A 23,607-nucleotide genomic window follows, 5' to 3' on the forward strand; every position below is an offset into this window, starting at 1 on the left:
CCCTCGCTTATTTGGGTCTGCTGCGCAGACCAGCGGGAGCAAGCTCCCTCGCCACAGGTTTGGTGTTCAGATCAGCGCTTTACGCTGAGGTCGATCTGGGTCATGCGACTACGAACCGTGAACACGCCATCCCCCGAAAGAATCGCACTGCGCGCAAACAAGCGCCCGCTTTCCCAGTTCGAAAGCCCCAGCTCCGGCTTGTTCAGTGCGTACTGACCATCGACCCAACGGGTAATCCCGTTGCCCACAAACGGCGCGTTCACCGCGTTGTAAAAACGCTCTTGCGCAGCAGCATCCTCGCTGATCAGCGACACCGTGAACTGTGGGCTGTAACGGTTGAACAGCGCGATCGCCTGATCCAGACCGTCGACGATCATCAGGCTGACTTCCGGGGTTTCTTCCCATTCCCACTCGCGGCCCAGCTCGGATTCCGCCAGCGTTTCGGCCAGGGCTTCGGTCTGATAACCCTCGGCGCGATAGACCTCGACCGTCGCGTTCTGCCACTCGGCCGGCAGGTAACTTTCACTGCAGGCGACGATGTGCAATTTGCAGCCCTGCCCGCGTGCGGTACCGGCCTGCTGCAGCGCATCGAGGAACAGCGGCACCAGCTCGACGGCACGATCACGTTGAATCAGGCAGACGTTCAGCGTGTTGCAGACTTTGCGATCCAGCGAGTTGCGCACCACGGCGGCGAAGCGCGTGGCGTCGGCGTCACGATCCGCAATCAGCCACGCGCCGCCGGTGCCGTGCAGGCTGACCGCCGTGCCCGCCTGCTGGGCGATGCTACCCAACTGGCTGACCGCACGCCCCGAACCCCGGGCCACCGCCAGCGACAGACGCCGGTCGGCGAACATCGCCCAACCGGCGGCGTGATTGACGCTTTCCACCAGCGACACCGCACCCGCCGGCAGACCGGCCTCAGCCAGCGCCGGGTTAAGGGCGTGAGTGACGATTGCTTGCGCGGTGCCCAACGCGTCGCTGCCGATGCGCAGCACTGCGGTGTTGCCGGTGCGCAGTACGCCGGCGGCATCGGCGAACACGTTCGGCCGTCCTTCGAACACGAACGCCACAATGCCCAGCGGCGACACCACTTGCTCGACCTTCCAGCCATCGTGTTCGACGCTGCTGATGACCTTGCCGCGCGTGGCCGGCGCATCCCGCCAGGCGCGCAGACCGGCGATCATGTCGCGGCGCATGCGTTCGTCGGCGAGCAGTCGAGTGGTCGAGCGACCACGGGCCTTGGCGCGTTCGATGTCGGCCAGGTTCGCGGCTTCGATCAGAGTCCAGCATTCCGCGGTTTCGAGACGTTGCGCGAACAGATCGAAGAAGCGGCTGATGGCTTCGTCGCTCACCGCAGACAATGCGCTGAACGCGGTTTCTGCCCGTTCGATCGCCACCGCAGCCGCTTGTTGATCGACCACCGGAATCAGCAACAGCTCGCCACTCACCTGCTCGACCAGCAGGTGGTCACCGGGCTGAAACCGCGCCGCCAGTTCGGGGCTGACCACGGTCACGCGGTTACCAGCGAAAGGGATCGGCGTGCCAGCGACTAGACGTTCGAGCGCAAGAGACATGAAGCGGATTCACCATATGAGGGGCGGCCGGAAAATGTATAGGAACTGCGCTCTCCGAGGCAACACAAAACCCTTGTAGGAGTGAGCCTGCTCGCGATAGCGGAGTGTCAGACGCAGTCATATTGAATGACACACCGCTATCGCGAGCAGGCTCACTCCTACAGTTACTGCGGTGCTTTTTAGAACACCGACCAGCCAATCCGCGAACTGAGCATCTCCAGCGCCGCCATCCCCGCCAGCGAGTTGCCGGCAGCGTTGAGTTCAGGCGACCACACGCACACGCTGAACTGCCCGGGCACCACCGCGACAATCCCGCCACCGACCCCGCTCTTGCCCGGCAGGCCGACGCGATAGGCGAAGTTGCCTGCCTCGTCGTACAGACCGCTGGTGGCCATGATCGAGTTGACCTGCTGGGTCTGGCGTCGGGTCAGGATCTGTTCGCCGCTGTGTTTGCAGAAACCATCGTTGGCAAGAAAGCAGAACGCGCGGGCCAGATCGATGCAGTTCATGCGCAACGCGCAGTGGCTGAAGTAGCTGCGCAGTACCGCTTCGACGTCGTTGTGGAAGTTGCCGAACGATTGCATCAGGTACGCCATGGCCGCGTTGCGGGCGCGATGCTGGTATTCGGATTCGGCGACCTTGCCGTCGACGATCACCTGCGGATTGCCCGAGAGGCGCCGCACGAAGTCACGCATCGACAGGGCCGGCGCGGCGAAGCGCGACTGGTTGATGTCGCAGATCACCAGCGCCCCGGCATTGATGAACGGGTTGCGCGGACGCCCGCGTTCGAACTCCAATTGCACCAGCGAGTTGAACGGCTGGCCGGACGGCTCGTGACCCAGGCGCTCCCAGATCGCCTCGCCGGAATGCTCGATGGCCTGCACCAGGCTGAACACCTTGGAAATACTCTGCACCGAGAACGGCGTCTCGGCGTCGCCGGCGCAATACATTTCGCCGTCGTTGCCAAACACCGCGATGCCCAACTGATTGGCCGGCACAGTGCCGAGGGCGGGAATGTAATCAGCCACTTTGCCCTGCCCGATCAGGGGCCGGACAGCGTCAAGAATCTCGTTCAACAGCGCTTGCATGCCGGGTTCCGAAGTCTCGCCCCATGGGATTGCGGGGACACTGGGGCTAGACGCCGCGCAAGCTTCCCGAATCACACAAACCCCTTTGTAGGAGTGAGCCTGCTCGCGATAGCGGTGTGTTTGTGAAGTTGATTTTTCTGATACACCGCTATCGCGAGCAGGCTCACTCCTACAGGGTTGTATGTATGACTGGGATTCAGTGTGCCCCGTCGAGCCCGGCGAGCAGCGCGCTGTCGCGGCTGTAGATATCCGGCGCATAACGCACCTGCCCATCCTTGCCGACCTGCGCTGTCCAGTAGGTCATCAGGATCGGCACCGGTGCCGACAGGCGGAATTCGTGGGTGCTGCCGGTGGCGAGCAAGGTGTCGGTGCGGGTGCGTTCCGCCGGGGTCAGCAACAGGTCGCGCAGTTGCATCGGGTGCTCGACACGCACACAACCGGAGCTGAAGGCGCGCGGGCCTTTGTCGAACAGAGCCTTGCTCGGCGTATCGTGCAGGTACACGGCGAACGGGTTGGGGAAGCGGATCACCAGTTGCCCCAGCGGGTTACGCGGCCCGGCTTCCTGGCGCAGCATGATGTTGCCGGGGTTATCCCAGTCGATGTCCGCCGCGGCCAACGGCTGGCCATGGGCGTCGAGCACTTGCAGGTTCTGCCGGCTGAGGAAGGTCTGATCCTTGCGGATCGCCGGCAGCTTGTCTTCTTTCCAGATGGTCGGCGGCACGGTCCAGGTCGGATTCAGGGTCAGACGGGTGACTCGGGATTTCAGCAGCGGGGTCTGCCGCTCGGCGCGACCGACCTGAGTACGGGTCTGCCAGACCGGCACGCCGCCCTGATACAAGGTCAGTTCGGCGGCGGCAACGTTGACCAGCAAACCGTCGGGTTCCATGTCCTGCGCCAGCCAGCGGAAACGCTCAAGGTTGACCCGCAACTGCTCGCGACGGGTCAGCGGGCTGATGTTGAGCTCGGCAATCGTCCCCGGCCCGACCACCCCGTCGGCCTGCAACGAATGGTTGGCCTGAAAGCTTTTCACCGCGTCCACCAGCACCCCCTCATAGGCATTGCCGGGCGTGCCGATGGCGTCAGTCAGATAGCCTTCGTTGTACAGCCGCTGGGCCAGTTCCGGCACGCGCTTGTCTTCCATCGCCGGGCGCAGCAACGGGCCGTTGCCCACCGACTGCCAGTGCGGCAAGGCTTGCAATCGTTGGCTGGCGTAGAGGTGGCGCAGGCTCTGGTATTGCGCCAGACGTGGCCGCGCCAGATCGAACGCGGTCTTGATGTCCTGCAGACCGGGCACAGCGATCGCCAGCAATTCCGCCTGACGATCACGCGGGGTGTCATCGGAATGCCACAGCGGCTCGAAATGCGACTGCAACAGGCGCCCGTAATGCAAGTCCTGCAGAGCTTGCAGGTAGTAGCGAGTGATATCGATATCGGCACACAACTCGCCGTCCTGCGGCGGATTAGTGGCGACCGGATAACGTTTGGGATTGAGGCCATCGTCGGCCAACAGCTGCAATTGCCCTTGCAATGCGGGCAATCGCCCGGACTCACTGGCCCACACTGGGAGCCAGTCCTGTTGCTGATAAAACGCTTGCAGTTGCGCCAGCGCCGGGCCACTCAAGTGCCCAGCAATCGCCGGGCACGCCTGGGGTAAACCGATCAGCACCGCTTGCAGCGGACTTTGCGGTTCGACAGGCATTTGCGCCGGCGGCGTCGGCAGGGTCTGCAACGGCGGCAATGGTTCATCGGCGCAAGCGACAAACGGCGCAGCGAGCAAACAAATGCTCAAGTAGCATGCGTACTTTTTGAACAACTGCTTTACTCCAATCCATGGCCGTCTGAATGACGGTCAACCTTACAACAGGTGCGCTGAACAGTCAGGCCCGAATCTGGGGTCTGAGGGTATGACTGGAAGTCAGGAGCCAAAGTGCCAAATAAGTAGCAAGTGAGGACACTTTATAAATGTTGACGTTTTTGCGCCGACTTCTGCTGACCACCACGACCCTCGTCGTCGTGAGCAGCCCAGCTTTCGCCGCCGGCAAACCATCGCCGGTGCTCTTCACCAGCCTCGCGCACGCCGCGCCGGAACTCAATCCCCAAGCGCTGAAAGGTGCCCTGAGCGCCATGCAATGTGCGGTCAACAATGGCGCCAAACCGTCCCGACACCTGGCGATCATCGATTATTCGCAACCCTCCACCGCCCGCCGGCTGTGGATCTTCGACTTGAGCAGACAGAAACTGGTGCTGCGCGACCTGGTCGCCCACGGCTCCAATTCCGGGGAAAATTTCGCCACGCAGTTCTCCAACCGCGAAGGCAGTTACCAGTCCAGCCTCGGTCTGTTCCGCACCCAGGAAAGTTACAAGGGCACTCACGGATATTCGCTGCGCATGGACGGTCTGGAGCCGGGCTTCAATGACCTGGCCCGCGACCGCGCCATCGTGATCCACGCTGCCGACTACGTGAATCCGGTGTGGAGCAAACGCCAGGGCCGCATCGGGCGCAGCCAGGGTTGCCCGGCAGTCCGCCCGCAGGTGGCCAAGCAGGTGATCGACAAACTCAAGGACGGCCAGTTCATGTTCTCCTGGTACCCGGATCAGCGCTGGCTGAAGTCCTCGCCGTATCTAAACTGTCAGCCGCAGCAAGTGGCGAGCATCTTGAATACTCACGCCAGTTGATGATCAGGGCCACGACCATCAACGCCGCGGCAACCCCGAACGTGCTGTGCAAGCCGCTGCCGATGACCTCGGCCGGGGCTTGCGTCGGGTCGCCCGTCGCGAAGGCGAACACCGCGCCCATGACCGCCGCGCCGGTGATCAGTCCGAGATTGCGTGACAGCCCGAGCAGGGCCGACACCACACCGCGCTGATCCTGACTGACCGTGGCCATCAACCCGCTATTGTTGGCCGCCTGAAACAACGCGTAACTGCTGGCAACCACAGCCATCGGCAGCAGATACGCCACCAGTCCGAAACTCATCGGCAACAACGCCAGCAAGCTGCAACCGCCGGCCATCCCGAGCAACGCCCCCGGCACCACCCGCCACGCACCGAAGCGATCCACCAGACGCCCGGCCGGCACCCCGCCGCACGCGGCCAGCAGCGGCCCGACCGACAATGCCAGACCGACCACGCTGCTACCCAGCCCCAAGCCCCGACTCAGGTAAAACGGCCCGACCACCAGCGTGGTCATCATCACCGTCGTCACCAGCAACGTCAGCGCGAGGCTGCTGCTCAGTCGCGCATCGGCAAACAATGACAGGCGAATCAGCGGCGCCGTGGCTTTCATCTCGACCGCGACAAACACCCCTGCCCCGCACAGGCTGACCAGCAGCAACATCAGCGTGTAACCATCGAGCGTCATCGCCAGCGCATAAGCGGCCAGCGTCAACACCAGCACCACGGTGCCGAGGTAATCAAACGCGACTGCCGGTTTCGCCGGGCGATCGGCCGGCAGATAACGATAAACCAGCCACGCATTGAGCAGGCCCAATGGCACGTTGAGGACAAAGATCGACGGCCAGCCGACATGCGCGATCAGCAGACCACCCAGCGATGGCCCGAGGCTGGTGCCGGTGGCCGACATCGTCGCCAGCAAGCCCATCGCACTGCCCGCCCGCGCCTTGGGCACCGCATCGGCCACCAGCGCCACCGTCAAAGCAAACATGATCGCCGCGCCAAGACCTTGCACGGCCCGCGCGCCGATCAACCAGCCAAGCCCCGGAGCCAGTGCGCAACACAACGAAGCGCTGGTAAAAATGCCGATCCCGATCAGCAGCAATCGCCGCCGCCCGAACACATCGCCCAGACGTCCGACGCTGACAATCAACGTGGTGACCGCCAGCAGGTACGCCAGCACGATCCACTGCACCTGTTGAAACGTCGCCTCGAATGCCGTGGCCAACGTCGGCAACCCGGCATTGGCGATGCTGGTGTCCAGCGACGGCATCAGCATCGACAGCGCCAGACTGGTCAGCGCCCAGCGGGCTTGAGGGGGCAAGGGGGATCCGGGCATCGGGCGCTCCTGGTGCAAAGGTCAGACGGCATAGCCTGAGTCTCGACACGGCAAGGCGCAAGACGCATGCTTTGCACTTGATACCTGCATGGAACGCCATGTCATGAGCACACCGGATCTGAACCTGCTGATAACCCTCGACGTGTTGTTGCGCGAAGGCAGCGTCGCCCGCGCCGCACAAATTCTGCGCCTGAGCCCGTCGGCCATGAGCCGTGCCCTGGCGCGTCTGCGCGAAACCACCGGCGATCCGTTGCTGGTGCGCGCCGGGCGTGGCCTGGTGCCGACCCCGCGTGCGCTGGAGTTGCGCGAGCGGGTCAGTGGTCTGGTGCAGGCAGCCGAAGCCGCCTTGCGTCCCGCCGAGATCCTCGACCCCGGTCAATTGCAGCGCACCTTCACCCTGCGCAACACCGACGGCTTTGTTGAAACCTTCGCCGCCGCACTGCTCGCGCGCATCGCAGAAGAAGCGCCCGGCGTGCGCCTGCGTTTTGTGCAGAAAGCCGACAAGGACAGCACCCTGCTACGCGAAGGCCGGGTAGATCTGGAGACCGGTGTGGTCGATGACAGCACCGACCCGGCGCTGCACAGCCGCATCCTGTTTCAGGATCACTGGATCGGTGTGGTTCGTGAGGGCCATCCGTTGAGCTCGGGCAAGATCAGCAGCAAACGCTTTGCCGGCGGCCAGCACATTCTCATCTCACGCCGTGGGCGCAGCAGCGGCCCGGTCGATGAAGCGCTGCTCGCCGCAGGGCTGACGCGGGATATCGTCACGTCATTCGGCGGCTTTTCGGCGGCGCTGACGCTGGTCCGCGAATCGGACCTGATCGCCACGGTTCCGGAGCGTCACACCAGCAAGCTGCGCATGGGCCTGCACAGCTTCGCCCTGCCCTTCAGGATGCCGCCGATCAGCGTATCGATGCTCTGGCACCCGCGCATGGACGCCGACCCGGCACACCGCTGGTTGCGCAATTGCGTACGGGAAGTCTGCGTCTAACGCGCATCGCCACCGGCCGGTCTGTAGAACAGGAATTTGCCGACCGCGGCAGTCTTTCGGTATTCCCTGGCCCAGCTCGGATGCACGTTGCGATCATGGAAGTACAGTGCGCCATCGGTGCGATCCGGCAACTGGCGGTTGAGCGCCTTGCCGGCGATGTCCTTGGCCAGAGTGTATTCGGCGTCTTCCTTGACCTGATCGGGCTTGCCATCGCACCACCAGGAAAACTGGCAGCTCTTGGTTTCCGAGCCTTGCTTGACCACTGCGCACACGGTGTCGGGGAAGCCGTCATGGCCGAGGCGGTTCATCACCACGTTGGCCACCGCCTCCATTTCCAGCGTGTCGCGGCCCTTGGCTTCCCAGTAGATACTGCGCGCCAGGCAGGTGATCGGATCGTCCAGCGGCGCGGTGCCGGCGGGGTCAACCGCCTGCACTTCAGTGGGGGTGATCGCTTCGGATTTGGGTGCTGGCGCCGCGCTGACTTTGTCGGCGGCCTTCTCTTCCAGCACCTGGGCTTTCTCTTCGGCCTTGGCCTTGATCGGCGCCTGTTCAGTGGCGCTTACAACACCGACCATCAGGGTTAATGCGAAACAGCCAGCCAACCATTTCAATCCCATGTCAGTTCTTCCGGCAACGCCCGTTCCGGGCAAGGTGTTTCGTGGGGGAGACGCCCGGTTCCCGGGGCCTTCGGAGAGTGTAGACGGCAAATTTCGGCGCATTGTTCCGCAGAAAAATCCGCACGATGAAGAAAAAGACATTGCACTGACCGGGGGCCTTTCGCGCATCATGAGCGCACTCAGCTCAAGGGAGATTTCCATGCGCTTCATGCCATCCGTTTTGCGTTTTGCCGCGCTGGCCGTAGGGCTGGCCGTGGCCGCCTCGGCCATGGCTGCCGACGAGTCGCAACTGATCGAGTCGATCAATGCCTACCGCAGCCAACCGCAGCGTTGCGGCAGCCAGGCGTCCAGCGAACTGCCACCGCTGTCGGCCGACCCACGGCTGAGACTGCCGGCCGCCGGTGCGGTCGATCTGCAACAGGCCATGGCCAGCGCCAGCTACCCGATGGTCAACGTGCAGGCGATCACCCTCAACGGCCCACGGGATGCGGCGTCGGCGATGAAGGCGATTCAGGAGAGCTTCTGTCAGGTGGTGCTGGATCCGCAGTTCGTCGATGTCGGTGTCAGCCGCGCCGATCGTGACTGGCGAATTGTGCTGGCGCGACCACTGCTGTCGGCGAAGCTCGGCGATGCGCAGAGCGAAGGCCAGAAGTTGCTCGAACAACTCAACGCGGCCCGCGCCCAGCCACGTCAATGCGGCGGCCAGCCCTTCGCCGCCGCCGGGCCACTGACCTGGAACGCCATATTGGGCAGCATTTCCCAGGATCACAGCCGCGACATGGCCAACAACAACTACTTAGATCATAAGGACCGCGACGGCCGCACACCCGGTGACCGCGCCGAACTGGCCGGCTACAGCGGGCAACTGGTCGGCGAAAACATCGCCGCCGGGCAAGACAGCGTGGGCAAGGTCGTCGACGGCTGGCTCGCCAGTCCCGGCCACTGCGCCAACCTGATGAACCCGCAATACAAAGAACTCGGCGCCGCCTACGCGACCGATCCAAAGAGCAGCGCCGGGATTTACTGGACCGCGATGTTTGGGGCGCAGTAACGCCCCTTCAGAAAACACCGCAGATCCAATGTGGGGATTGGTGGTGGATGGAGAATTCAGGGCTGGCCGCGATCAAGGGTGGGAGTGGGCTTGCTCACGAAGAGGTCGGCACATTCAACATCGATGTCGACTGAGCGGACGCCTTCGCGAGCAAGCCCGCTCCCACAAGAGTAGTCAGTGCATCAGGGATTTACGGCTGGCCGAAATCACGGGGGATAGGTGGTGGATGAAGGATTTGCGGCTGGTCGAAATCCAGGGTGGGAGTGGGCTTGCTCACGAAGAGGTCGGCACATTCAACATCGATGTCGACTGGCCTGACGCCTTCGCGAGCAAGCCCGCTCCCACTGGGTGCTGGGTGAAGGATTCGGGGCTGACCGCGATCAAGGGTGGGAGTGGGCTTGCTCACGAAGGGGCCGGCACATTCAACATCGATGGCGACTGAACTGATGCCTTCGCGAGCAAGCCCGCTCCCACAGTAATCGCGTTTATTCTGATGTAACGCGGTGAATGCGCATCCTGAGTTCAAACCCAGACCGCGTCCCATAGTGGGTAGTCACCGAGTTTTTCCACCAGTCCGGCCCGCAGTGGATTAGCCACTACATAGCGGGCCAGTTTCACCAGATCCTCCTCTCGACGTAACGCATGATCATGAAAACCTTGCTGCCAAAGGCCTCCAGATCTACCGCTCGCTGTGTTGACTGAACGAGTACTCAGGGATTTGACCTGGCACATCAATTGGCCAAGTGTTCCTTTTTGCAATTGGATCAGCCAATGAAAATGATCGGGCATAACCACCCATGCCAATGTGTCGGCAAATCCCTCTTCCTGCGCCTGCCTGAACTGATGCACAACCAATCGACCGAGCCCGTAATCCTTGAACACTGGTTCTCGCCCCAAGGTATTGGCGGTTAGTAGGTAGATCTGATTTTCTTCGCAATGACGGCCGGTTCGCAGACGATGTGATGAATAACGTTTGGGCATTCCTTTGCCTTGTCCATGGTTGAATTCAGAAAAAGGCTAGATCAGCCATCACAGTGCGCCGAACATGTTTGTTGGCAGGATGTGTCTGTGCACCAGATCGAGGGTGGGAGTGGGCTTGCTCGCGAAGAGGCCGGCACATTCAGCATCGATGTCGACTGAACGGACGCCTTCGCGAGCAAGCCCGCTCCCACAGGGGATTGCTGCTGGATGAAGAATTTGCGGCTAGCCGAAATCCAGGGTGGGATTGGTGGTGGATGAAGGATTGGGGGCTGGCCGCAATCCAGGGTGGGAGTGGGCTTGCTCACGAAGGGGCCGGCACATTCAGCATCGATGTCGACTGAGCGGACGCCTTCGCGAGCAAGCCCGCTCCCACAGGGGACATCAGTGATGTTCAGAATGCGGGCACAAAAAAACCGGAGTCATGGCTCCGGTTTTTCTGTTGTCAGTGGGTTCTCATCCCCGCTGCATACATCGCCAGTTTCAGCACACTCGCCACCACGGCGAGTGACACGACACTGCCGAACCAGATCAGCAACAACCAGCCCAGGCGCTTGTACCAGCGGCTGGTTTTGACCTCGCGCGAATCAATGGTAGCCATCGCCAATCCTCACTTTGCCGCGGAATACGTAGTAGCTCCAGAAGGTGTACATCAGGATCACCGGCAGGATGAACAGTGCGCCGATCAGGGCGAACAACTGGCTTGAGGGCGGTGATGCCGCCGCCCACAGGCTCACCGAGGGCGGGATGATGTTCGGCCAGATGCTCAGCGCCAGGCCGATGTAACCGAGCAGCATCAACACCAGAGTGAACACGAACGGCCAGTGGGTATGACGCTGACGCAAGGTGCGCAGCAGCCCGAACAACGCCAGCAGCGCCAACACCGTCAACCCGGCGAACACCATCAAGTGCCCGCTGGTCGACCAGCGAGTGGCCAGCTCCGGGTGCAACTTCAGTGTCCACGCACCAATCACCACCACCATCGCCGTCAGCAACCACGCCAGCGGACGGGTGAAAAGACGCATCCGCGACTCAAGCATGCCTTCGGTCTTGACCAGCAACCAGGTGCTGCCCAGCAGCGCATAAGCCACCACCAGACCGACGCCGCACACCAGCGGAAACGGCGCCAGCCAGTCCAGGCCGCCACCGGCAAACTGCCGATCCACCACGGGAATGCCCGATACGTACGCGCCGATCACCACACCCTGGGAGAACGTCGCCAGCAGCGAACCGCCGATAAACGCCTTGTCCCACCAGTGACGCTTTTGCGGCGACGACTTGAAGCGAAACTCGAACGCCACGCCACGGAAAATCAGCCCGCAGAGCATCAGGATCAGCGGCAGGTACAGCGCCTCCAGAATCACCCCGTAGGCCAGTGGAAACGCGCCATACAACGCCGCACCACCGAGCACCAGCCAGGTTTCATTGCCGTCCCAGACCGGGGCGACGGTGTTCATCATCACGTCGCGCTCCTGCTCATCCGGGATCAGCGGAAACAGGATCCCCAGGCCCAGATCGAAGCCGTCCATGATCACGTACATCATCACCCCGAAGGCGATGATCACACCCCAGATCAACGAGAGATCGATACCTTGAATACCCATGACTCAATGCTCCTTCATCGGCGCGGTAGCCGCCGAAATAGGCCGGCGCGGGGTCTGCAACTGATCGCCCTCCGGCGGATGTTCGTGATGGGGCTGCGGGCCCTTCTTCACCAGTTTCATCATGTAGCCGATGCCCACGGTGAACACCGAGCAGTAGATCACCACGAACAGCAACAGCGAGGTGCTCATCTGCGCCACCGAGTGGTGCGACGCGGCGTCATGGGTGCGCATCAAGCCGTAAACCACCCACGGCTGACGCCCGACTTCGGTAGTGATCCAGCCGGCCAGCAACGCGATCAACCCGCTCGGCCCCATCAGCAATACCAGACGCTGGAAGCCGCGATGCTGATAGAGCTTGCCGCCACGGCGCAGGGCCAGACCGAGTACACCGACGAGGATCATCAACATGCCCAGCCCGGCCATCACGCGAAAGCTCCAGAAGATGATGGTCGAGTTCGGCCGATCCTCTTTCGGGAAGCTCTTGAGCGCCGGAATCTGCTTGTCGAGGCTGTGGGTCAGGATCAGGCTGCCGAGGTAAGGGATTTCCAGCGCATATTTGGTCTTCTCCGCCTGCATGTCGGGGATGCCGAACAGCACCAGCGGCGTCGGGCCGTTGTCGGCGTTTTCCCAGTGGCCTTCGATGGCGGCGATTTTTGCCGGTTGATGCTCCAGGGTGTTCAAACCATGGGCGTCACCGACCACTGCCTGGATTGGTGCCACGATCAGCGCCATCCACAACGCCATGGAAAACATCCTGCGCACCGGCGCGGTATTGTTGCCGCGCAGCAAATGCCAGGCCGCCGACGAGCCCACGAAGAAGGCCGTGGCGACGAACGCGGCGATCGCCATGTGCGCCAGACGGAACGGAAACGACGGGTTGAACACGATCGCCAGCCAGTCCAGCGGCATCACCCGCCCATCGACGATTTCAAAGCCCTGCGGCGTCTGCATCCAGCTGTTGGAGGCGAGAATCCAGAAGGTTGAAATCAACGTGCCGATAGCGACCATCACCGTGGCGAAGAAGTGCAAGCCACGACCGACGCGGTTCCAGCCGAACAGCATGACCCCGAGGAAACCCGCCTCAAGGAAGAACGCCGTCAGCACCTCATAGGTCAGCAACGGCCCGGTGATGCTCCCGGCAAAGTCGGAAAACCCGCTCCAGTTGGTGCCGAACTGGTACGCCATGACCAGCCCCGAGACCACGCCCATGCCGAAGTTGACGGCGAAGATCTTCGACCAGAAGTGGTAGAGATCGCGGTAGGTGTCGTCACGGGTTTTCAGCCACAGGCCTTCGAGTACCGCGAGGAAACTCGCCAGGCCGATGGTGATCGCCGGGAAGATAATGTGGAACGAAACCGTGAACGCGAATTGAATTCGCGCCAGGTCCAGTGCCTCCATGTTGAGCATGATGATGTCCTCATCCAGGCTGAAAAGCGGCAGCACGTCGCCGGGCCACCGCCAGGCGCGAACGCCTGCAGCCAGTGAAATTGCCAGTGTTTTTATAAGTTGCGGGTCAGGCCAGCGATGACGGGATCAGATTGCTGACCTTGGCCGCTTCGAGGCGAATCGCGACGAATTTCGAGGTCGGCGTGTAGGTCCGGTCGCCGTAGCTTTCCAGCGGTACCAGCGGGTTGGTTTCCGGGTAGTACGCCGCTGCCTGACCGGGCGGAATGTCGTAGGCGATCAGGGTGAAACCGCTGACCCGACGCTCGCGCTCGTCATCCCACAGCGCCACCAGATCGACCTTCTGCCCCGGTTCGAAACCGAGGCGCTGGATGTCCTGTTCGTTGGCGAAGATCACGTCGCGCATGCCGTAGACCCCGCGATAACGGTCGTCGAGGCCGTACAGCGTGGTGTTGTACTGATCGTGGGAACGCATGGTCTGCAGGATCAGATCCGGTTTGACCGGCAGGTTGCGCACGCCTTCGCTGATCAGGTGTTCCGGCAGCACGCACGGGGTGAACTGGGCTTTGCCCGACTCAGTGTTCCAGACCCGATCCGAGGCATCGTTGCCGAGGTGGAAGCCGCCCGGAGTCAGCAGTTTTTCGTTGAAGTTCTCGAAACCCGGAATCACATCGCCGATCAGGTTGCGGATGCGCCCGTAATCGCCCACGACCCACTCCCAGTCGATTGGATGCTTGCCCAACGTGGCCGCAGCAATCCCGGCAATGATCGCCGGCTCGGACTTCAAATGCGCCGACTTCGGCTTCAGTTGGCCGAACGACAAGTGCACCATGCTGAAGGTGTCTTCCACGGTCACGCCTTGCGGGCCTTCGGCCTGGATGTCGATGTCGGTGCGACCGAGGCACGGCAGGATCAATGCGTCGCGACCGGTGACCAGATGGCTGCGGTTGAGCTTGGTCGAGATGTGCACGGTCAGGTCGAGTTTGCGCATCGCGTCGTGGGTTCGCGGGGTGTCCGGCGTGGCTTGGGCGAAGTTGCCACCCAGACCGATAAACACCTTGGCCTCGCCCCGCTCCATCGCACCGATCGCCATCACCGTGTTGTGGCCGTGCATGCGCGGCACTTTGAAGTTGAAGCGTTTTTCCAGGGCGTCCATCAGCTCCTTCGGCGCCAGTTCATTGATGCCCATGGTGCGGTCGCCCTGCACGTTACTGTGACCACGCACCGGCGACAGACCGGCGCCGGGACGGCCAACGTTGCCGCGCAGCAGTTGCAGGTTGATGACTTCCTGCAGGGTCGGCACCGAGTGCACATGTTGGGTCAGGCCCATGGCCCAGCACATGATCACGCTTTTCGCGCGGCCATACATGCGCGCGGCCAGTTCGATGTCGTGCAGCGGCACGCCGGACTGTTCGAGGATGTGCTCCCAAGTCGTGGCGTCGACTTCTGCCAGGTAGCTGTCCAGACCCGAAGTGTGCTCGGCAATGAACGCATGGTCGAACACCGGTTCGCCACCGCTGGCCTGGGCTTCACGTTCCCACTGCAGAAGGAATTTGACCATGCCGCGAATCATCGCCATGTCGCCACCCAGGGCCGGGCGGAAGTACGCGGTGTTGGTCGCTTCCCAGCCGTTGCTGAGCATCTCGATCGGGTTCTGCGGGTTCTGGAAACGTTCCAGGCCACGCTCTTTCAGCGGGTTGATGCACACCACTTGCGCACCGCGCTTCACCGCCTCACGCAGCGGTTCGAGCATGCGTGGATGGTTGGTGCCGGGGTTCTGGCCGATGACGAAGATCGCGTCGGCGTGGTGCAGATCCTCATAGACCACAGTGCCCTTGCCCACACCCAGCGTCTCGCCCATGCTCACCGCACTGGCTTCGTGGCACATGTTCGAACAGTCGGGGAAGTTGTTGGTGCCATAGGCGCGGACGAACAACTGATAGAGAAACGCCGCTTCATTGCTGGCCCGGCCCGAGGTGTAAAACTCGGCTTCGTGCGGCGATTTCAGGCCCTTGAGGTGTTCGGCGATCAGCGCGAAGGCGTCTTCCCAAGTGGTTTCCACATAGCGGTCGACCCGCGCGTCGTAACGCATCGGGTGGGTCAGGCGGCCCTGATATTCCAGCCAGTAGTCGCTCTGCTCGGCCAGGCTCGATACCGTGTACTTGTTGAAGAACGCCGGGTCGACCAAACGCCCGGTCGCCTCCCAGTTCACCGCTTTGGCGCCGTTCTCGCAGAACTTGAGCATGCTCGCACCGGGCGCTTCACCCCACGCACAGCCCGGGCAGTCGAAGCCGCCGTTCTGGTTGGTCTTGAGCATGGCGCGGATGTTTTTCAGGGCGTTTTCACTGCCCAGCCAGCTTTTGGTCAGGCTGATCACAGCCCCCCAACCGGCAGCGGCACCCTTGTAAGGTTTGTAACGGTCGACTTGTGACATGGGACATCTCCATGACGATGCACACAGGCATGAACCTGATCTTGGTTAAACAGCGACGGCCGACTTTGCACAGCAATAAAGCGGTCGTTTCAGTTGCCGGAGCAAGGATATGAACCGTTACAAAACATTGTCTAATCGCTATTTATGACCACACTATCGAAACCCTCTATCACGGTGAAAAACCCTTTATTTACGGGGCGTTGCGAAACTAAAGCGGTAACTTTCGAGCGAAAATAATTGATCATCGACGCGCTCAATCAAGCGTTCATAAACAGTGATTGGACGAGATCTGAAGTTGCCCATAATCTGCGCTAACCGGTTCCGTCAATGCGGACTTCCCACTCCTGCGAGGCTGTCATGTCAGAGCGTGTCTTGATCGATGGTTACAACCGCCGCGTCGACTATCTGCGCATGTCGGTCACCGACCGCTGCGACTTTCGCTGCGTGTATTGCATGGCCGAGGACATGCAGTTTCTGCCGCGTCAGCAGGTGCTGACCCTGGAAGAGATCTATCAACTGGCGCAGAGCTTCGTGGCGCTGGGCACGCGCAAGATTCGCCTGACCGGCGGCGAGCCGCTGATTCGTCCGGGCGTGGTCAAGCTGTGCGAGCAGATCGCCGCCCTGCCCGGCCTGCGTGAACTGTGCATGACCACCAATGGCTCGCAGCTGGGCAAACTCGCCGCGCCGCTGTTCGACGCCGGGGTCAAGCGACTGAACATCAGCCTCGACAGCCTCGACCCGGTTCGTTTCAAGCAAATGACCCGCACCGGTGATCTGGCACAGGTGATCAGCGGCATCGATGCGGCGCGCAAGGCCGGTTTCACCCGAACCAAACTCAACGTGGTGGTGATGCAGGGGCGCAACGATCAGGAGATCAACGATCTGGTGAGCTTTGCCATCGACCGCCAGCTCGACGTCTCCTTCATCGAGGAAATGCCGCTGGGGATCATCAGCGAACACAGCCGCGCCGAGTCGTTTTTCTCCAGCGCCCAGGTGCGCGAAAAAATCGCCGAGCGCTACACCCTGATCGACTCCGCCGAGTCGACCCAGGGCCCGTCGCGCTACTGGCGGCTGGCCGACGCGCCGGACATTCGTCTGGGCTTTATCTCGCCGCACAGCCACAATTTCTGCGGTACTTGCAACCGGGTGCGGCTGACTGTCGAGGGGCGCCTGCTACTGTGTCTGGGTAACGAGCATTCGATGGATCTCAAAGCCGTGCTGCGCGCTCATCCGGGGCAACCAGAGCGGCTGGAGAAGGCCATTATCGAGGCGATGAAGCTCAAGCCGTATCGACACAATTTCGAAGTGAACGACGACGTTCAGGTCGTGCGCTTCATGAACATGACCGGCGGTTGAGCCGCCCTCACCCTGCGTAACCGGGATCGCCCAGCATGATCATCAGACCCAAGGTCAACCAATTCGCCATCCTCTTCACCCTCAAGGGTTCGATTGCCAAACGCATCGCCCTGCGCACCCTGATGGTCACCCTGCTGGCTTCTGCCATCGTGCTGATTGAAATGCTCCATCCGAGCAACTTCACCAAGGTCAACGCCACGCCGTTTACCTTGCTCGGGCTGTCACTGTCGATCTTCATGAATTTTCGCAACAACGCCTGCTACGACCGCTGGTATGAGGCGCGCAAGGCCTGGGGCGATGTGCTGGTACACATTCGTTCGGTGATTCGCGAAACCCATGTCATCCGTGAATCGGCGCAGCGCAAGCCGTTGCTGCTCAACCTCTGCGGGTTCGCCCATGCGCTGAATGCGCGGTTGCGCCGGGAAAGCGAAGCGGCGGCCAGCACCAAGTGGATCACCCCGCAACACGATGCGCAGGTGCCGGACTACAGCGGACGGATTCTGCAGCAGGTCGGCCAGCAGTGTTCCGACCTGCACCAGAATGGCGAACTGAGCGAGTGGCGCTACATGCTACTGGCCAATCACCTGACCAGCCTGACCCAGGCGCAAGCGGTGTGCGAGCGAATCAAGAACACCCCGCTGCCCTTCCCCTACACCCTGCTGCTGCACCGCACGATCTACCTGTTTTGCATTCTGCTGCCGTTTGCCATGGCCGAACCGCTGGGATGGCTGACACCGCTTTTCACGGCGATTGTCAGCTACACGTTTTTTGGCCTGGATGCGATTGCCGATGAGCTTGAAGACCCGTTCGGCCGCGACGAAAACGATTTGGCGACCGATTCATTGGTGCGCACCATCGAGCGTGACATTCTCAGCGAACTGGGCGTGACCGACCTGCCACCGATGTTGTTGCCGGTGGACTATGTGCTGAGCTGAGCTCGCTCTCCTGACCACACAAATACCCTCTGTAGGAGTGAGCCTGCTCGCGATAGCGGTCTTCCAGTCAGTGAAGATGTTGACTGTGCCGCCGTCATCGCGAGCAGGCTCACTCCTACAGGTTTGAAGTACACCTGCAGAATGGATGAACATCACGGGCTTGATTTGTCAGAACAGTTCACTGAAGGGAATGAAACGCAGCGGATCGCCAATGCCGTGGGTGCTGTTTTCCGACACCTCCACCAGCCCATCGGCCCAGGTCGCACCGAGCAAAACGCCGGAACTCTGGTTCGGATACAACACCGCACTGCCAGCCTCCAGCCGCACCCGCAGATACTCTCGACGGCTGCCAGCCTTGTTCCAGGCGAACCCGGCACTCACCGTAAAGCTCAACGGCATGACCTCTTCCACGCCTTGAATGCGCAGCAGATACGGCCGCGCCAGCAGGCCGAAAGTCACCAGCGCCGAGGTCGGATTGCCCGGCAGGCCAATCACCGGCACGCTGCCGAAATGCCCCACGGTCAGCGGCTTGCCAGGCTTGATCGCCAGTTTCCACAGCAGCGGTTTTCCATTGTCGCGCAGCACCTGCCCGAGGCAATCGGCATCGCCGGCAGACACACCACCAGTGGTGAGAATCAAGTCGGCCGCCACTTGCAGTTGCTCAAGTTTGAGCCGCGTCTGCGCCGGACGATCCGGCAGGATCCCGGCGTCGATCACCTCGCAGCCCAGCTCGCGCAGCCAATGGCCGAGCAACACGCGGTTGCTGTTGTAGATGCTGCCGGGACGCAGCGGCAAGCCCGGCTCGACCAGTTCGTCACCGGTCGACAACAGCGCCACACGCGGGCGTCGCACCACGTGCAACTGTGCCAACCCCTGCCCGGCGGCGACCGCCAGTTCGAACGGCCCGAGGCGCTTGCCGGCACGCAGCAGGATGTCGCCGACGCGGTTTTCCTGACCCTGCGCACGAATGTTCTGCCCTGCTTTCAGCGGCTGTAAAAAGCGTACGCGGCCGTCCTCCAGCACTTCGACGTTCTCCTGCATCTCGACGCAGGTAGCGCCAGGTGGCAACGGTGCGCCGGTAAAGATCCGCGCGCAGGTGCCGGGCAATAGCGCGTCCGGTGCCAGACCGGCGTAGACCCTCTGCGACACCTTCAGCGGCTGACGATGCAGATCGGCCAGGTTCAACGCATAACCGTCCATGGCACTGTTCGGCCATGGCGGCAGGTCGAGTGTCGCCACCAGATCACTGGCCAGCACCCGCCCGCGCGCCTCGTCCAGCGGCAGAGTTTCGCTGTCGGCCAGACGTTGCTCACCGGCCATACCCAGCAATTGGTCGAGGGCGTCCTCGACCGGCATCAACGCTGCCTTGCTCATCCGCGCGGCCCACAGGCGGCGACTGGTTTGAGGTGCGGTACGAAGTTGCATGGGCGATGGCGATTATCCAGTTGCTCGGCGAGGATGCCTTCCCACGCGGTACGGCAGGCACCGGTGGAGCCCGGCAGGCAGCACACCAGCGTGCCGTTGGACAGCCCGGCCAGCGCGCGGCTTTGCACGGTGGAGGTGCCGATATCGAGAATCGAAATGGCGCGGAACAACTCGCCAAACCCGTCGATCTGCTTGTCGAGCAGACAGGCCACCGCTTCCGGCGTGCTGTCGCGCCCGGTGAAACCAGTGCCGCCGGTGATCAGCACCACCTGAATGCTGTCGTCGGCAATCCACTGCGCGACCTGGGCGCGAATCTTGTACAGGTCATCCTTGAGCAGGTTGCGCTCACTCAAGGTGTGCCCGGCCTCCAGCAGACGGCTGACCAGCAATTGGCCGGACGTGTCGCTCGCATAATCGCGGGTATCGCTGACCGTCAATACGGCTATGTTCAGGGGGACAAACAGGGCATCCGCTTTCGCACTCATGGGAATCTCCGGCAGTAGTCAATCAGATTGCCAAGCAGCCTAAGTGCCACTTATGAGTACTGTCTAATCACTCTGGCCAACCACATTATCGAGCTGCTCTATCGGTGCCGTTGACCTTGGCCAACGCCTTTGAAACCATGGGCGATAGAGCTGATCGATAGGCTTTTCAATTCTTCCGATTGGACGCAGATACAGGCAGGTGAGATCGTCGCACCTCGCGTTTTTCGTGCGCTGCGCGCATCTGCGTCAATACTCAATCCAATTTCTCAACGAGCAGGTGCCTGCGTGGACATCAAACAACTCAAGTTCCTGATCGCACTGGACGAAACCCGACACTTCGGCCAGGCCGCCGCCCGCTGCCACATCACCCAGCCGACCCTGTCGATGCGTCTGCGCAATCTGGAAGATGAGCTGGATCTGGTGCTGGTCAATCGCGGTCAGCGCTTCGAGGGTTTCACCCAGGCCGGCGAACGGGTACTGGCCTGGGCGCGCACCCTGCTGGCCGCGCATGACGGCCTGTTCGCCGAAGCGGCGGCCTGCCGCGGGCAACTGGTCGGCAGCTTGCGCCTGGGTCTGGTGCCGCTGAGCAATTTCAACCCGGTCAATTACATTCAGAGTTTGTCCGGGACCTATCCCGAGCTGAAATTCAGCCTGTCGTCGGGGAGTTCCGACGAGATCATCGCCGGTTTGGGCAACAACCAATTGGATCTGGGCGTGTGCTACCTCGACCACGTCAACCCGAACTATTTCGATTTTTTCGAGATCGGCGAAACCCGCGTCGGCCTGCTTTACGACAACCGCCACTTCCATTTCGAAGGCTCGGAAATGAGCTGGGAAGACGCCGCCGAGCTGCCGCTGGGGATGATCACCACCGGCATGCATTACCGCAAATCCATCGACCTGAGCTTCCGCAGTCGCGGGCTCAATCCGCAGCCGATCCTGGAAAGCGATTCGACGTATCAATTGCTGCAGGCGATTCACCAGGGTTTCTGCTGCTCGATCATGCCACTGGACAGCGGGCTGGAAGAGCCGATCGAACACCTGTCGTTCATGCAATTGCCGGATGCCAGCGTGCTGGCGCCGCTGGGGCTGGTGATGCGCAAGACCGAGCCGCGTTCGGCGATTGCGGAAAAGTGTTTTGCCGAGGCGCGCAAGTTGTTCGGGGTTGAGTTGCCGGTTGCTTGAGTGACCTCTCCAGACATTGATGCTGGCTGTCAGACCGTCTTCGCGAGCAAGCCCGCTCCCACAGGTTGAATGCATTTCAAAGGTGGGAGCGGGCTTGCTCGCGAAGAGGCCCGTCCGACCAACACAAAATCCCGAGGTGAATCGGTCATCGACCAGCCCGATCACCAGATCAGAACAAGCGATTGGACGCACTTTTAACACCCCCGTAGCCTGAACCCACTTCAGCGCTTCGGGACTTTTCAAGATGCTCTGCCACGTCGAATCCACCACCGAACCCAACGCCCCCGCACCGCAACCGTCACAGGTGGCGTTTCGCGAATACCTGCCGAACGCCCCGCTTTCGCACGTCGCCCTGGCCGCGGAAATCGCCCTGGCGATCACCTTCAACGGCCTGAGCCAGGCGGTGATGATGGTCTCGCCCGGCAACCTTGAAGACTTTATCCGGGGCTTCAGCCTGAGCAACGCGATCATCGACAGCGTCGACGAGATCTACGACATCCGCCTGAGCCATTTCGATCAGGCCTGCCAGGCCGAGGTGCAGATTTCCAGCCGGGCCTTCTGGGCACTGAAAGATCATCGTCGGCAAATGGCCGGCACCAGCGGCTGCGGCATCTGCGGCGTCGAGGCGCTGGAGCAGGCGTTGCCGCAACTGGACATTCTGCAACCCTGCGCCCTGCCGCCGGCCGCGCATTTCGACGGCATCCGCCAACGCATCGAACAGGCCCAGCAACTGGCCCGCAGCAGCGGCGCCCTGCACGCGGCGCTGTACTTCGATGCCAGCGGTGAGGCGCTGTTGTGTCGTGAAGACATTGGCCGGCACAACGCCCTCGACAAGCTGATCGGCGCGATGCAAATCGCTGACGTCGATGCGCGCCAGGGTTTCGTGATGGTCACCAGCCGTTGCAGCCTGGAGCTGATCCACAAAGCCGTGCGCGCCCGCCTCGGCACCCTCGTCAGCCTGTCCGCCCCCACCGCGTTGACCGTGCGCTGGGCGCTCAAGCATCGGCTCAATCTGATCCACGTGCCGCACCGCAACGCCCCCCGAATCTACAGCCCGATCCAGGAGCTTATGCCATGAGCAACACCCTCACCCACCTCGACGATCAGGGCCGCGCCAACATGGTCGACGTCAGCGACAAAGCCGCGACTCGCCGCGAAGCCACGGCGCAAGCCTGGGTGCAGATGCGCCCGGAAACGCTGCAGATGATCCAGGCCAACGGTCACCCCAAGGGCGACGTCTTCGCCGTGGCGCGCATCGCCGGAATCCAGGCGGCCAAGCGCACCCACGAACTGATCCCGTTGTGCCACGCGCTGTTGCTCAGCTCGATTCACGTTGAACTCAAGGCCTGCGAACCGGACCGCGTGCAGATCACCAGCACCTGCCGCCTGACCGGCCAGACCGGCGTTGAACTCGAGGCCCTGACCGCCGCCAGTGTCGCGGCGCTGACCATCTACGACATGTGCAAAGCGGTGGACCGGGCCATGGTCATCGGCGACATCCGCCTGCTCAGCAAACAGGGCGGCCGCTCCGGACACTTTCACTGGGAGGACGCGCAATGATCCTGATCAACTACTTCGCCAGCTACCGTGATCGCCTCAATCTGGGCGGGGAAAAAATCCCTCTGAGCGACGACCTGACCTGCATCGAGGACGTACGGCAAATGCTCATGGCTCGCGGCGAGGAATGGCGCGAAGTGCTCGGCGCCGGCAACCTGATGTGCGCGTTGAATCAGGAGCTGTGCCAACCGAGCGCGGCCATCGAAGACTTCGACGAGATCGCGTTTTTCCCACCGGTCACCGGGGGCTGAGCATGACGGTTCGAGTCCAGTACAAAAGCTTCGACGTCGGCCAGTTGACCGCCGACCTGCATGCGCGCAATCCAAGGGTCGGCGCAGTGGTGAATTTCATCGGCTATGTGCGCGATCTGAACATCGGGCAGAGCGTGAACGAGCTGTTCCTCGAACATTATCCGGGCATGACCGAAAAGGCCCTCGAACAGATCGCCGACGAGGCGCGCGAGCGCTGGCCGCTGCTGGGGGTGGAGATTGTGCATCGGGTCGGCGCACTGGCGGTCAGCGAGCCGATCGTGTTTGTTGGCGTCAGCAGCAAGCACCGGCACATGGCGTTCGAAGCCTGTGCGTTCATCATGGATGTGCTCAAGACTCGTGCACCGTTCTGGAAGCGTGAGAGCACGGCGCAGGGTTCGCACTGGGTCGAGGCGCGGGAGAGTGACCAGAATGCGGCGCTTCGCTGGAGTCTGGCGCATGCCTGAAGATCAAGAGCCCCTCACCCTAGCCCTCTCCCCGAGGGAGAGGGGACTGATTGGGGGATATTGAAGAAATTCACCGAATTGAAAGATTGGTTCTGAATCCATAATCGACTCGATCTCTCAGGTCGATGGATAACGCCAGACACCTCGGTCGGCCCCCTCTCCCTCTGGGAGAGGGCTGGGGTGAGGGTTGAAAGTC

23 protein-coding genes are annotated in these 23,607 nt (G+C 61.9%); 11 read left to right on the forward strand and 12 right to left on the reverse strand.

The window, feature by feature from the left end; translation table 11 throughout:
* Positions 1-71: 71 nt before the first annotated feature.
* The 3 genes from AC1RBR_RS16160 to AC1RBR_RS16170 all read right to left on the reverse strand — a co-directional run bounded on the left by AC1RBR_RS16160 (position 72) and on the right by AC1RBR_RS16170 (position 4,475).
* Positions 72-1,574, reverse strand: a complete 1,503-nt coding sequence (locus AC1RBR_RS16160; protein WP_492565511.1) for an aldehyde dehydrogenase family protein — start codon at positions 1,572-1,574, stop codon at positions 72-74.
* A 179-nt stretch (positions 1,575-1,753) separates the two neighbouring features.
* On the reverse strand, positions 1,754-2,662 hold the full coding sequence (glsB, locus tag AC1RBR_RS16165) for a glutaminase B (RefSeq protein ID WP_492565512.1): 909 nt from the start codon (positions 2,660-2,662) through the stop codon (positions 1,754-1,756).
* Positions 2,663-2,858: 196 nt separating this feature from the next.
* Positions 2,859-4,475, reverse strand: coding sequence for a L,D-transpeptidase family protein (locus AC1RBR_RS16170; protein ID WP_492565514.1), 1,617 nt, complete (start codon positions 4,473-4,475; stop codon positions 2,859-2,861).
* 149 nt (positions 4,476-4,624) lie between these two features.
* Here AC1RBR_RS16170 and AC1RBR_RS16175 point away from each other — a divergent pair, with 149 nt between their 5' ends.
* A complete protein-coding gene (locus tag AC1RBR_RS16175) occupies positions 4,625-5,338 on the forward strand; it encodes a murein L,D-transpeptidase catalytic domain family protein (protein WP_492565516.1) in 714 nt (237 codons plus the stop codon).
* On the opposite strand, the gene AC1RBR_RS16180 is transcribed toward AC1RBR_RS16175, so the two are convergent.
* Positions 5,235-6,674 carry an MFS transporter gene (locus tag AC1RBR_RS16180; RefSeq protein WP_492565517.1) on the reverse strand — a complete coding sequence of 480 codons (1,440 nt, stop codon included), beginning with the start codon at positions 6,672-6,674 and terminating at the stop codon, positions 5,235-5,237. The two genes, AC1RBR_RS16175 and AC1RBR_RS16180, sit on opposite strands and share 104 nt — an antisense overlap.
* A gap of 103 nt (positions 6,675-6,777) precedes the next feature.
* Here AC1RBR_RS16180 and AC1RBR_RS16185 point away from each other — a divergent pair, with 103 nt between their 5' ends.
* Entirely contained in the window at positions 6,778-7,665 is an 888-nt protein-coding gene (locus AC1RBR_RS16185) for a LysR family transcriptional regulator (RefSeq protein ID WP_166497784.1), read from the forward strand.
* Here the strand turns inward: AC1RBR_RS16185 and AC1RBR_RS16190 are convergent.
* Positions 7,662-8,282 (reverse strand): cell wall hydrolase, encoded by a 621-nt coding sequence (locus tag AC1RBR_RS16190; RefSeq protein WP_492565519.1) that lies wholly within the window; start codon positions 8,280-8,282, stop codon positions 7,662-7,664. The genes AC1RBR_RS16185 and AC1RBR_RS16190 overlap by 4 nt on opposite strands.
* Positions 8,283-8,481: 199 nt before the next feature.
* Here AC1RBR_RS16190 and AC1RBR_RS16195 point away from each other — a divergent pair, with 199 nt between their 5' ends.
* Both AC1RBR_RS16195 and AC1RBR_RS16200 read left to right on the forward strand, forming a co-directional pair.
* Complete coding sequence (locus AC1RBR_RS16195) at positions 8,482-9,333, forward strand: CAP domain-containing protein (RefSeq protein WP_492565521.1); 852 nt, start codon at positions 8,482-8,484, stop codon at positions 9,331-9,333.
* 226 nt (positions 9,334-9,559) lie between these two features.
* Positions 9,560-9,775: a hypothetical protein gene (locus tag AC1RBR_RS16200; RefSeq protein ID WP_492565522.1), complete on the forward strand. Its 216-nt coding sequence runs from the start codon at positions 9,560-9,562 to the stop codon at positions 9,773-9,775.
* Between the two features lie 80 nt (positions 9,776-9,855).
* On the opposite strand, the gene AC1RBR_RS16205 is transcribed toward AC1RBR_RS16200, so the two are convergent.
* The 5 genes from AC1RBR_RS16205 to AC1RBR_RS16225 all read right to left on the reverse strand — a co-directional run bounded on the left by AC1RBR_RS16205 (position 9,856) and on the right by AC1RBR_RS16225 (position 15,753).
* A complete protein-coding gene (locus AC1RBR_RS16205) occupies positions 9,856-10,314 on the reverse strand; it encodes an REP-associated tyrosine transposase (RefSeq protein WP_204896027.1) in 459 nt (152 codons plus the stop codon).
* A gap of 442 nt (positions 10,315-10,756) precedes the next feature.
* Positions 10,757-10,912 carry a DUF2474 family protein gene (locus AC1RBR_RS16210; protein WP_081730198.1) on the reverse strand — a complete coding sequence of 52 codons (156 nt, stop codon included), beginning with the start codon at positions 10,910-10,912 and terminating at the stop codon, positions 10,757-10,759.
* The gene (gene cydB, locus AC1RBR_RS16215; protein ID WP_492565524.1) at positions 10,899-11,915 is read right to left on the reverse strand and encodes a cytochrome d ubiquinol oxidase subunit II; all 1,017 of its coding nucleotides are present in this window, start codon (positions 11,913-11,915) and stop codon (positions 10,899-10,901) included. The genes AC1RBR_RS16210 and cydB overlap by 14 nt, the downstream gene beginning before the upstream one ends.
* Before the next feature lie 3 nt (positions 11,916-11,918).
* Positions 11,919-13,322, reverse strand: coding sequence for a cytochrome ubiquinol oxidase subunit I (locus tag AC1RBR_RS16220; RefSeq protein WP_183781329.1), 1,404 nt, complete (start codon positions 13,320-13,322; stop codon positions 11,919-11,921).
* A 106-nt stretch (positions 13,323-13,428) separates the two neighbouring features.
* Positions 13,429-15,753 carry an FdhF/YdeP family oxidoreductase gene (locus AC1RBR_RS16225; RefSeq protein WP_492565526.1) on the reverse strand — a complete coding sequence of 775 codons (2,325 nt, stop codon included), beginning with the start codon at positions 15,751-15,753 and terminating at the stop codon, positions 13,429-13,431.
* A 357-nt stretch (positions 15,754-16,110) separates the two neighbouring features.
* On the opposite strand from AC1RBR_RS16225, the gene moaA reads away from it, so the two are divergent.
* Entirely contained in the window at positions 16,111-17,109 is a 999-nt protein-coding gene (gene moaA / locus AC1RBR_RS16230; RefSeq protein WP_492565528.1) for a GTP 3',8-cyclase MoaA, read from the forward strand.
* A gap of 35 nt (positions 17,110-17,144) precedes the next feature.
* Complete coding sequence (locus AC1RBR_RS16235) at positions 17,145-18,044, forward strand: bestrophin family protein (protein ID WP_492565530.1); 900 nt, start codon at positions 17,145-17,147, stop codon at positions 18,042-18,044.
* A 168-nt stretch (positions 18,045-18,212) separates the two neighbouring features.
* Here AC1RBR_RS16235 and AC1RBR_RS16240 read toward each other — a convergent pair whose 3' ends face one another.
* Together AC1RBR_RS16240 and moaB are read right to left on the reverse strand one after the other, a co-directional pair.
* Positions 18,213-19,418, reverse strand: coding sequence for a molybdopterin molybdotransferase MoeA (locus tag AC1RBR_RS16240; RefSeq protein WP_492567249.1), 1,206 nt, complete (start codon positions 19,416-19,418; stop codon positions 18,213-18,215).
* Positions 19,415-19,954: a molybdenum cofactor biosynthesis protein B gene (gene moaB, locus AC1RBR_RS16245; RefSeq protein WP_145595369.1), complete on the reverse strand. Its 540-nt coding sequence runs from the start codon at positions 19,952-19,954 to the stop codon at positions 19,415-19,417. Before moaB ends, AC1RBR_RS16240 begins: the two co-directional genes overlap by 4 nt.
* A gap of 285 nt (positions 19,955-20,239) precedes the next feature.
* Between moaB and AC1RBR_RS16250 the strand changes: the two genes are divergently transcribed.
* The 5 genes from AC1RBR_RS16250 (at position 20,240) to moaE (ending at position 23,411) form a co-directional block, all read left to right on the forward strand.
* Positions 20,240-21,139, forward strand: a complete 900-nt coding sequence (locus AC1RBR_RS16250; protein ID WP_095136550.1) for a LysR family transcriptional regulator — start codon at positions 20,240-20,242, stop codon at positions 21,137-21,139.
* Positions 21,140-21,383: 244 nt separating this feature from the next.
* The gene (fdhD, locus tag AC1RBR_RS16255) at positions 21,384-22,217 is read left to right on the forward strand and encodes a formate dehydrogenase accessory sulfurtransferase FdhD (protein ID WP_492565533.1); all 834 of its coding nucleotides are present in this window, start codon (positions 21,384-21,386) and stop codon (positions 22,215-22,217) included.
* Entirely contained in the window at positions 22,214-22,699 is a 486-nt protein-coding gene (gene moaC / locus AC1RBR_RS16260) for a cyclic pyranopterin monophosphate synthase MoaC (protein WP_145595365.1), read from the forward strand. The genes fdhD and moaC overlap by 4 nt, the downstream gene beginning before the upstream one ends.
* Positions 22,696-22,947 carry a MoaD/ThiS family protein gene (locus AC1RBR_RS16265; protein WP_095136553.1) on the forward strand — a complete coding sequence of 84 codons (252 nt, stop codon included), beginning with the start codon at positions 22,696-22,698 and terminating at the stop codon, positions 22,945-22,947. Before moaC ends, AC1RBR_RS16265 begins: the two co-directional genes overlap by 4 nt.
* 2 nt (positions 22,948-22,949) lie before the next feature.
* Positions 22,950-23,411 (forward strand): molybdopterin synthase catalytic subunit MoaE, encoded by a 462-nt coding sequence (moaE, locus tag AC1RBR_RS16270; protein ID WP_047601716.1) that lies wholly within the window; start codon positions 22,950-22,952, stop codon positions 23,409-23,411.
* Positions 23,412-23,607 lie beyond the last annotated feature (196 nt).

The organism is Pseudomonas sp. GW823-FHT01D03, assembly GCF_058798255.1.

Bases quoted from the DNA above. Each gene is read 5' to 3' on its own strand.
- AC1RBR_RS16180 (WP_492565517.1), bottom strand. From the start codon at position 6,674: ATGCCCGGATCCCCCTTGCCCCCTCAAGCCCGCTGGGCGCTGACCAGT.
- cydB (WP_492565524.1), bottom strand. From the start codon at position 11,915: ATGGGTATTCAAGGTATCGATCTCTCGTTGATCTGGGGTGTGATCATC.
- AC1RBR_RS16195 (WP_492565521.1), top strand. From the start codon at position 8,482: ATGCGCTTCATGCCATCCGTTTTGCGTTTTGCCGCGCTGGCCGTAGGG.
- fdhD (WP_492565533.1), top strand. From the start codon at position 21,384: ATGCTCTGCCACGTCGAATCCACCACCGAACCCAACGCCCCCGCACCG.
- AC1RBR_RS16265 (WP_095136553.1), top strand. From the start codon at position 22,696: ATGATCCTGATCAACTACTTCGCCAGCTACCGTGATCGCCTCAATCTG.
- AC1RBR_RS16160 (WP_492565511.1), bottom strand. From the start codon at position 1,574: ATGTCTCTTGCGCTCGAACGTCTAGTCGCTGGCACGCCGATCCCTTTC.
- moaA (WP_492565528.1), top strand. From the start codon at position 16,111: ATGTCAGAGCGTGTCTTGATCGATGGTTACAACCGCCGCGTCGACTAT.
- moaC (WP_145595365.1), top strand. From the start codon at position 22,214: ATGAGCAACACCCTCACCCACCTCGACGATCAGGGCCGCGCCAACATG.
- AC1RBR_RS16190 (WP_492565519.1), bottom strand. From the start codon at position 8,282: ATGGGATTGAAATGGTTGGCTGGCTGTTTCGCATTAACCCTGATGGTC.
- AC1RBR_RS16175 (WP_492565516.1), top strand. From the start codon at position 4,625: ATGTTGACGTTTTTGCGCCGACTTCTGCTGACCACCACGACCCTCGTC.
- AC1RBR_RS16225 (WP_492565526.1), bottom strand. From the start codon at position 15,753: ATGTCACAAGTCGACCGTTACAAACCTTACAAGGGTGCCGCTGCCGGT.
- AC1RBR_RS16220 (WP_183781329.1), bottom strand. From the start codon at position 13,322: ATGCTCAACATGGAGGCACTGGACCTGGCGCGAATTCAATTCGCGTTC.
- AC1RBR_RS16185 (WP_166497784.1), top strand. From the start codon at position 6,778: ATGAGCACACCGGATCTGAACCTGCTGATAACCCTCGACGTGTTGTTG.
- moaE (WP_047601716.1), top strand. From the start codon at position 22,950: ATGACGGTTCGAGTCCAGTACAAAAGCTTCGACGTCGGCCAGTTGACC.
- AC1RBR_RS16210 (WP_081730198.1), bottom strand. From the start codon at position 10,912: ATGGCTACCATTGATTCGCGCGAGGTCAAAACCAGCCGCTGGTACAAG.
- AC1RBR_RS16200 (WP_492565522.1), top strand. From the start codon at position 9,560: ATGAAGGATTTGCGGCTGGTCGAAATCCAGGGTGGGAGTGGGCTTGCT.
- AC1RBR_RS16205 (WP_204896027.1), bottom strand. From the start codon at position 10,314: ATGCCCAAACGTTATTCATCACATCGTCTGCGAACCGGCCGTCATTGC.
- AC1RBR_RS16240 (WP_492567249.1), bottom strand. From the start codon at position 19,418: ATGAGCAAGGCAGCGTTGATGCCGGTCGAGGACGCCCTCGACCAATTG.
- glsB (WP_492565512.1), bottom strand. From the start codon at position 2,662: ATGCAAGCGCTGTTGAACGAGATTCTTGACGCTGTCCGGCCCCTGATC.
- AC1RBR_RS16235 (WP_492565530.1), top strand. From the start codon at position 17,145: ATGATCATCAGACCCAAGGTCAACCAATTCGCCATCCTCTTCACCCTC.
- moaB (WP_145595369.1), bottom strand. From the start codon at position 19,954: ATGAGTGCGAAAGCGGATGCCCTGTTTGTCCCCCTGAACATAGCCGTA.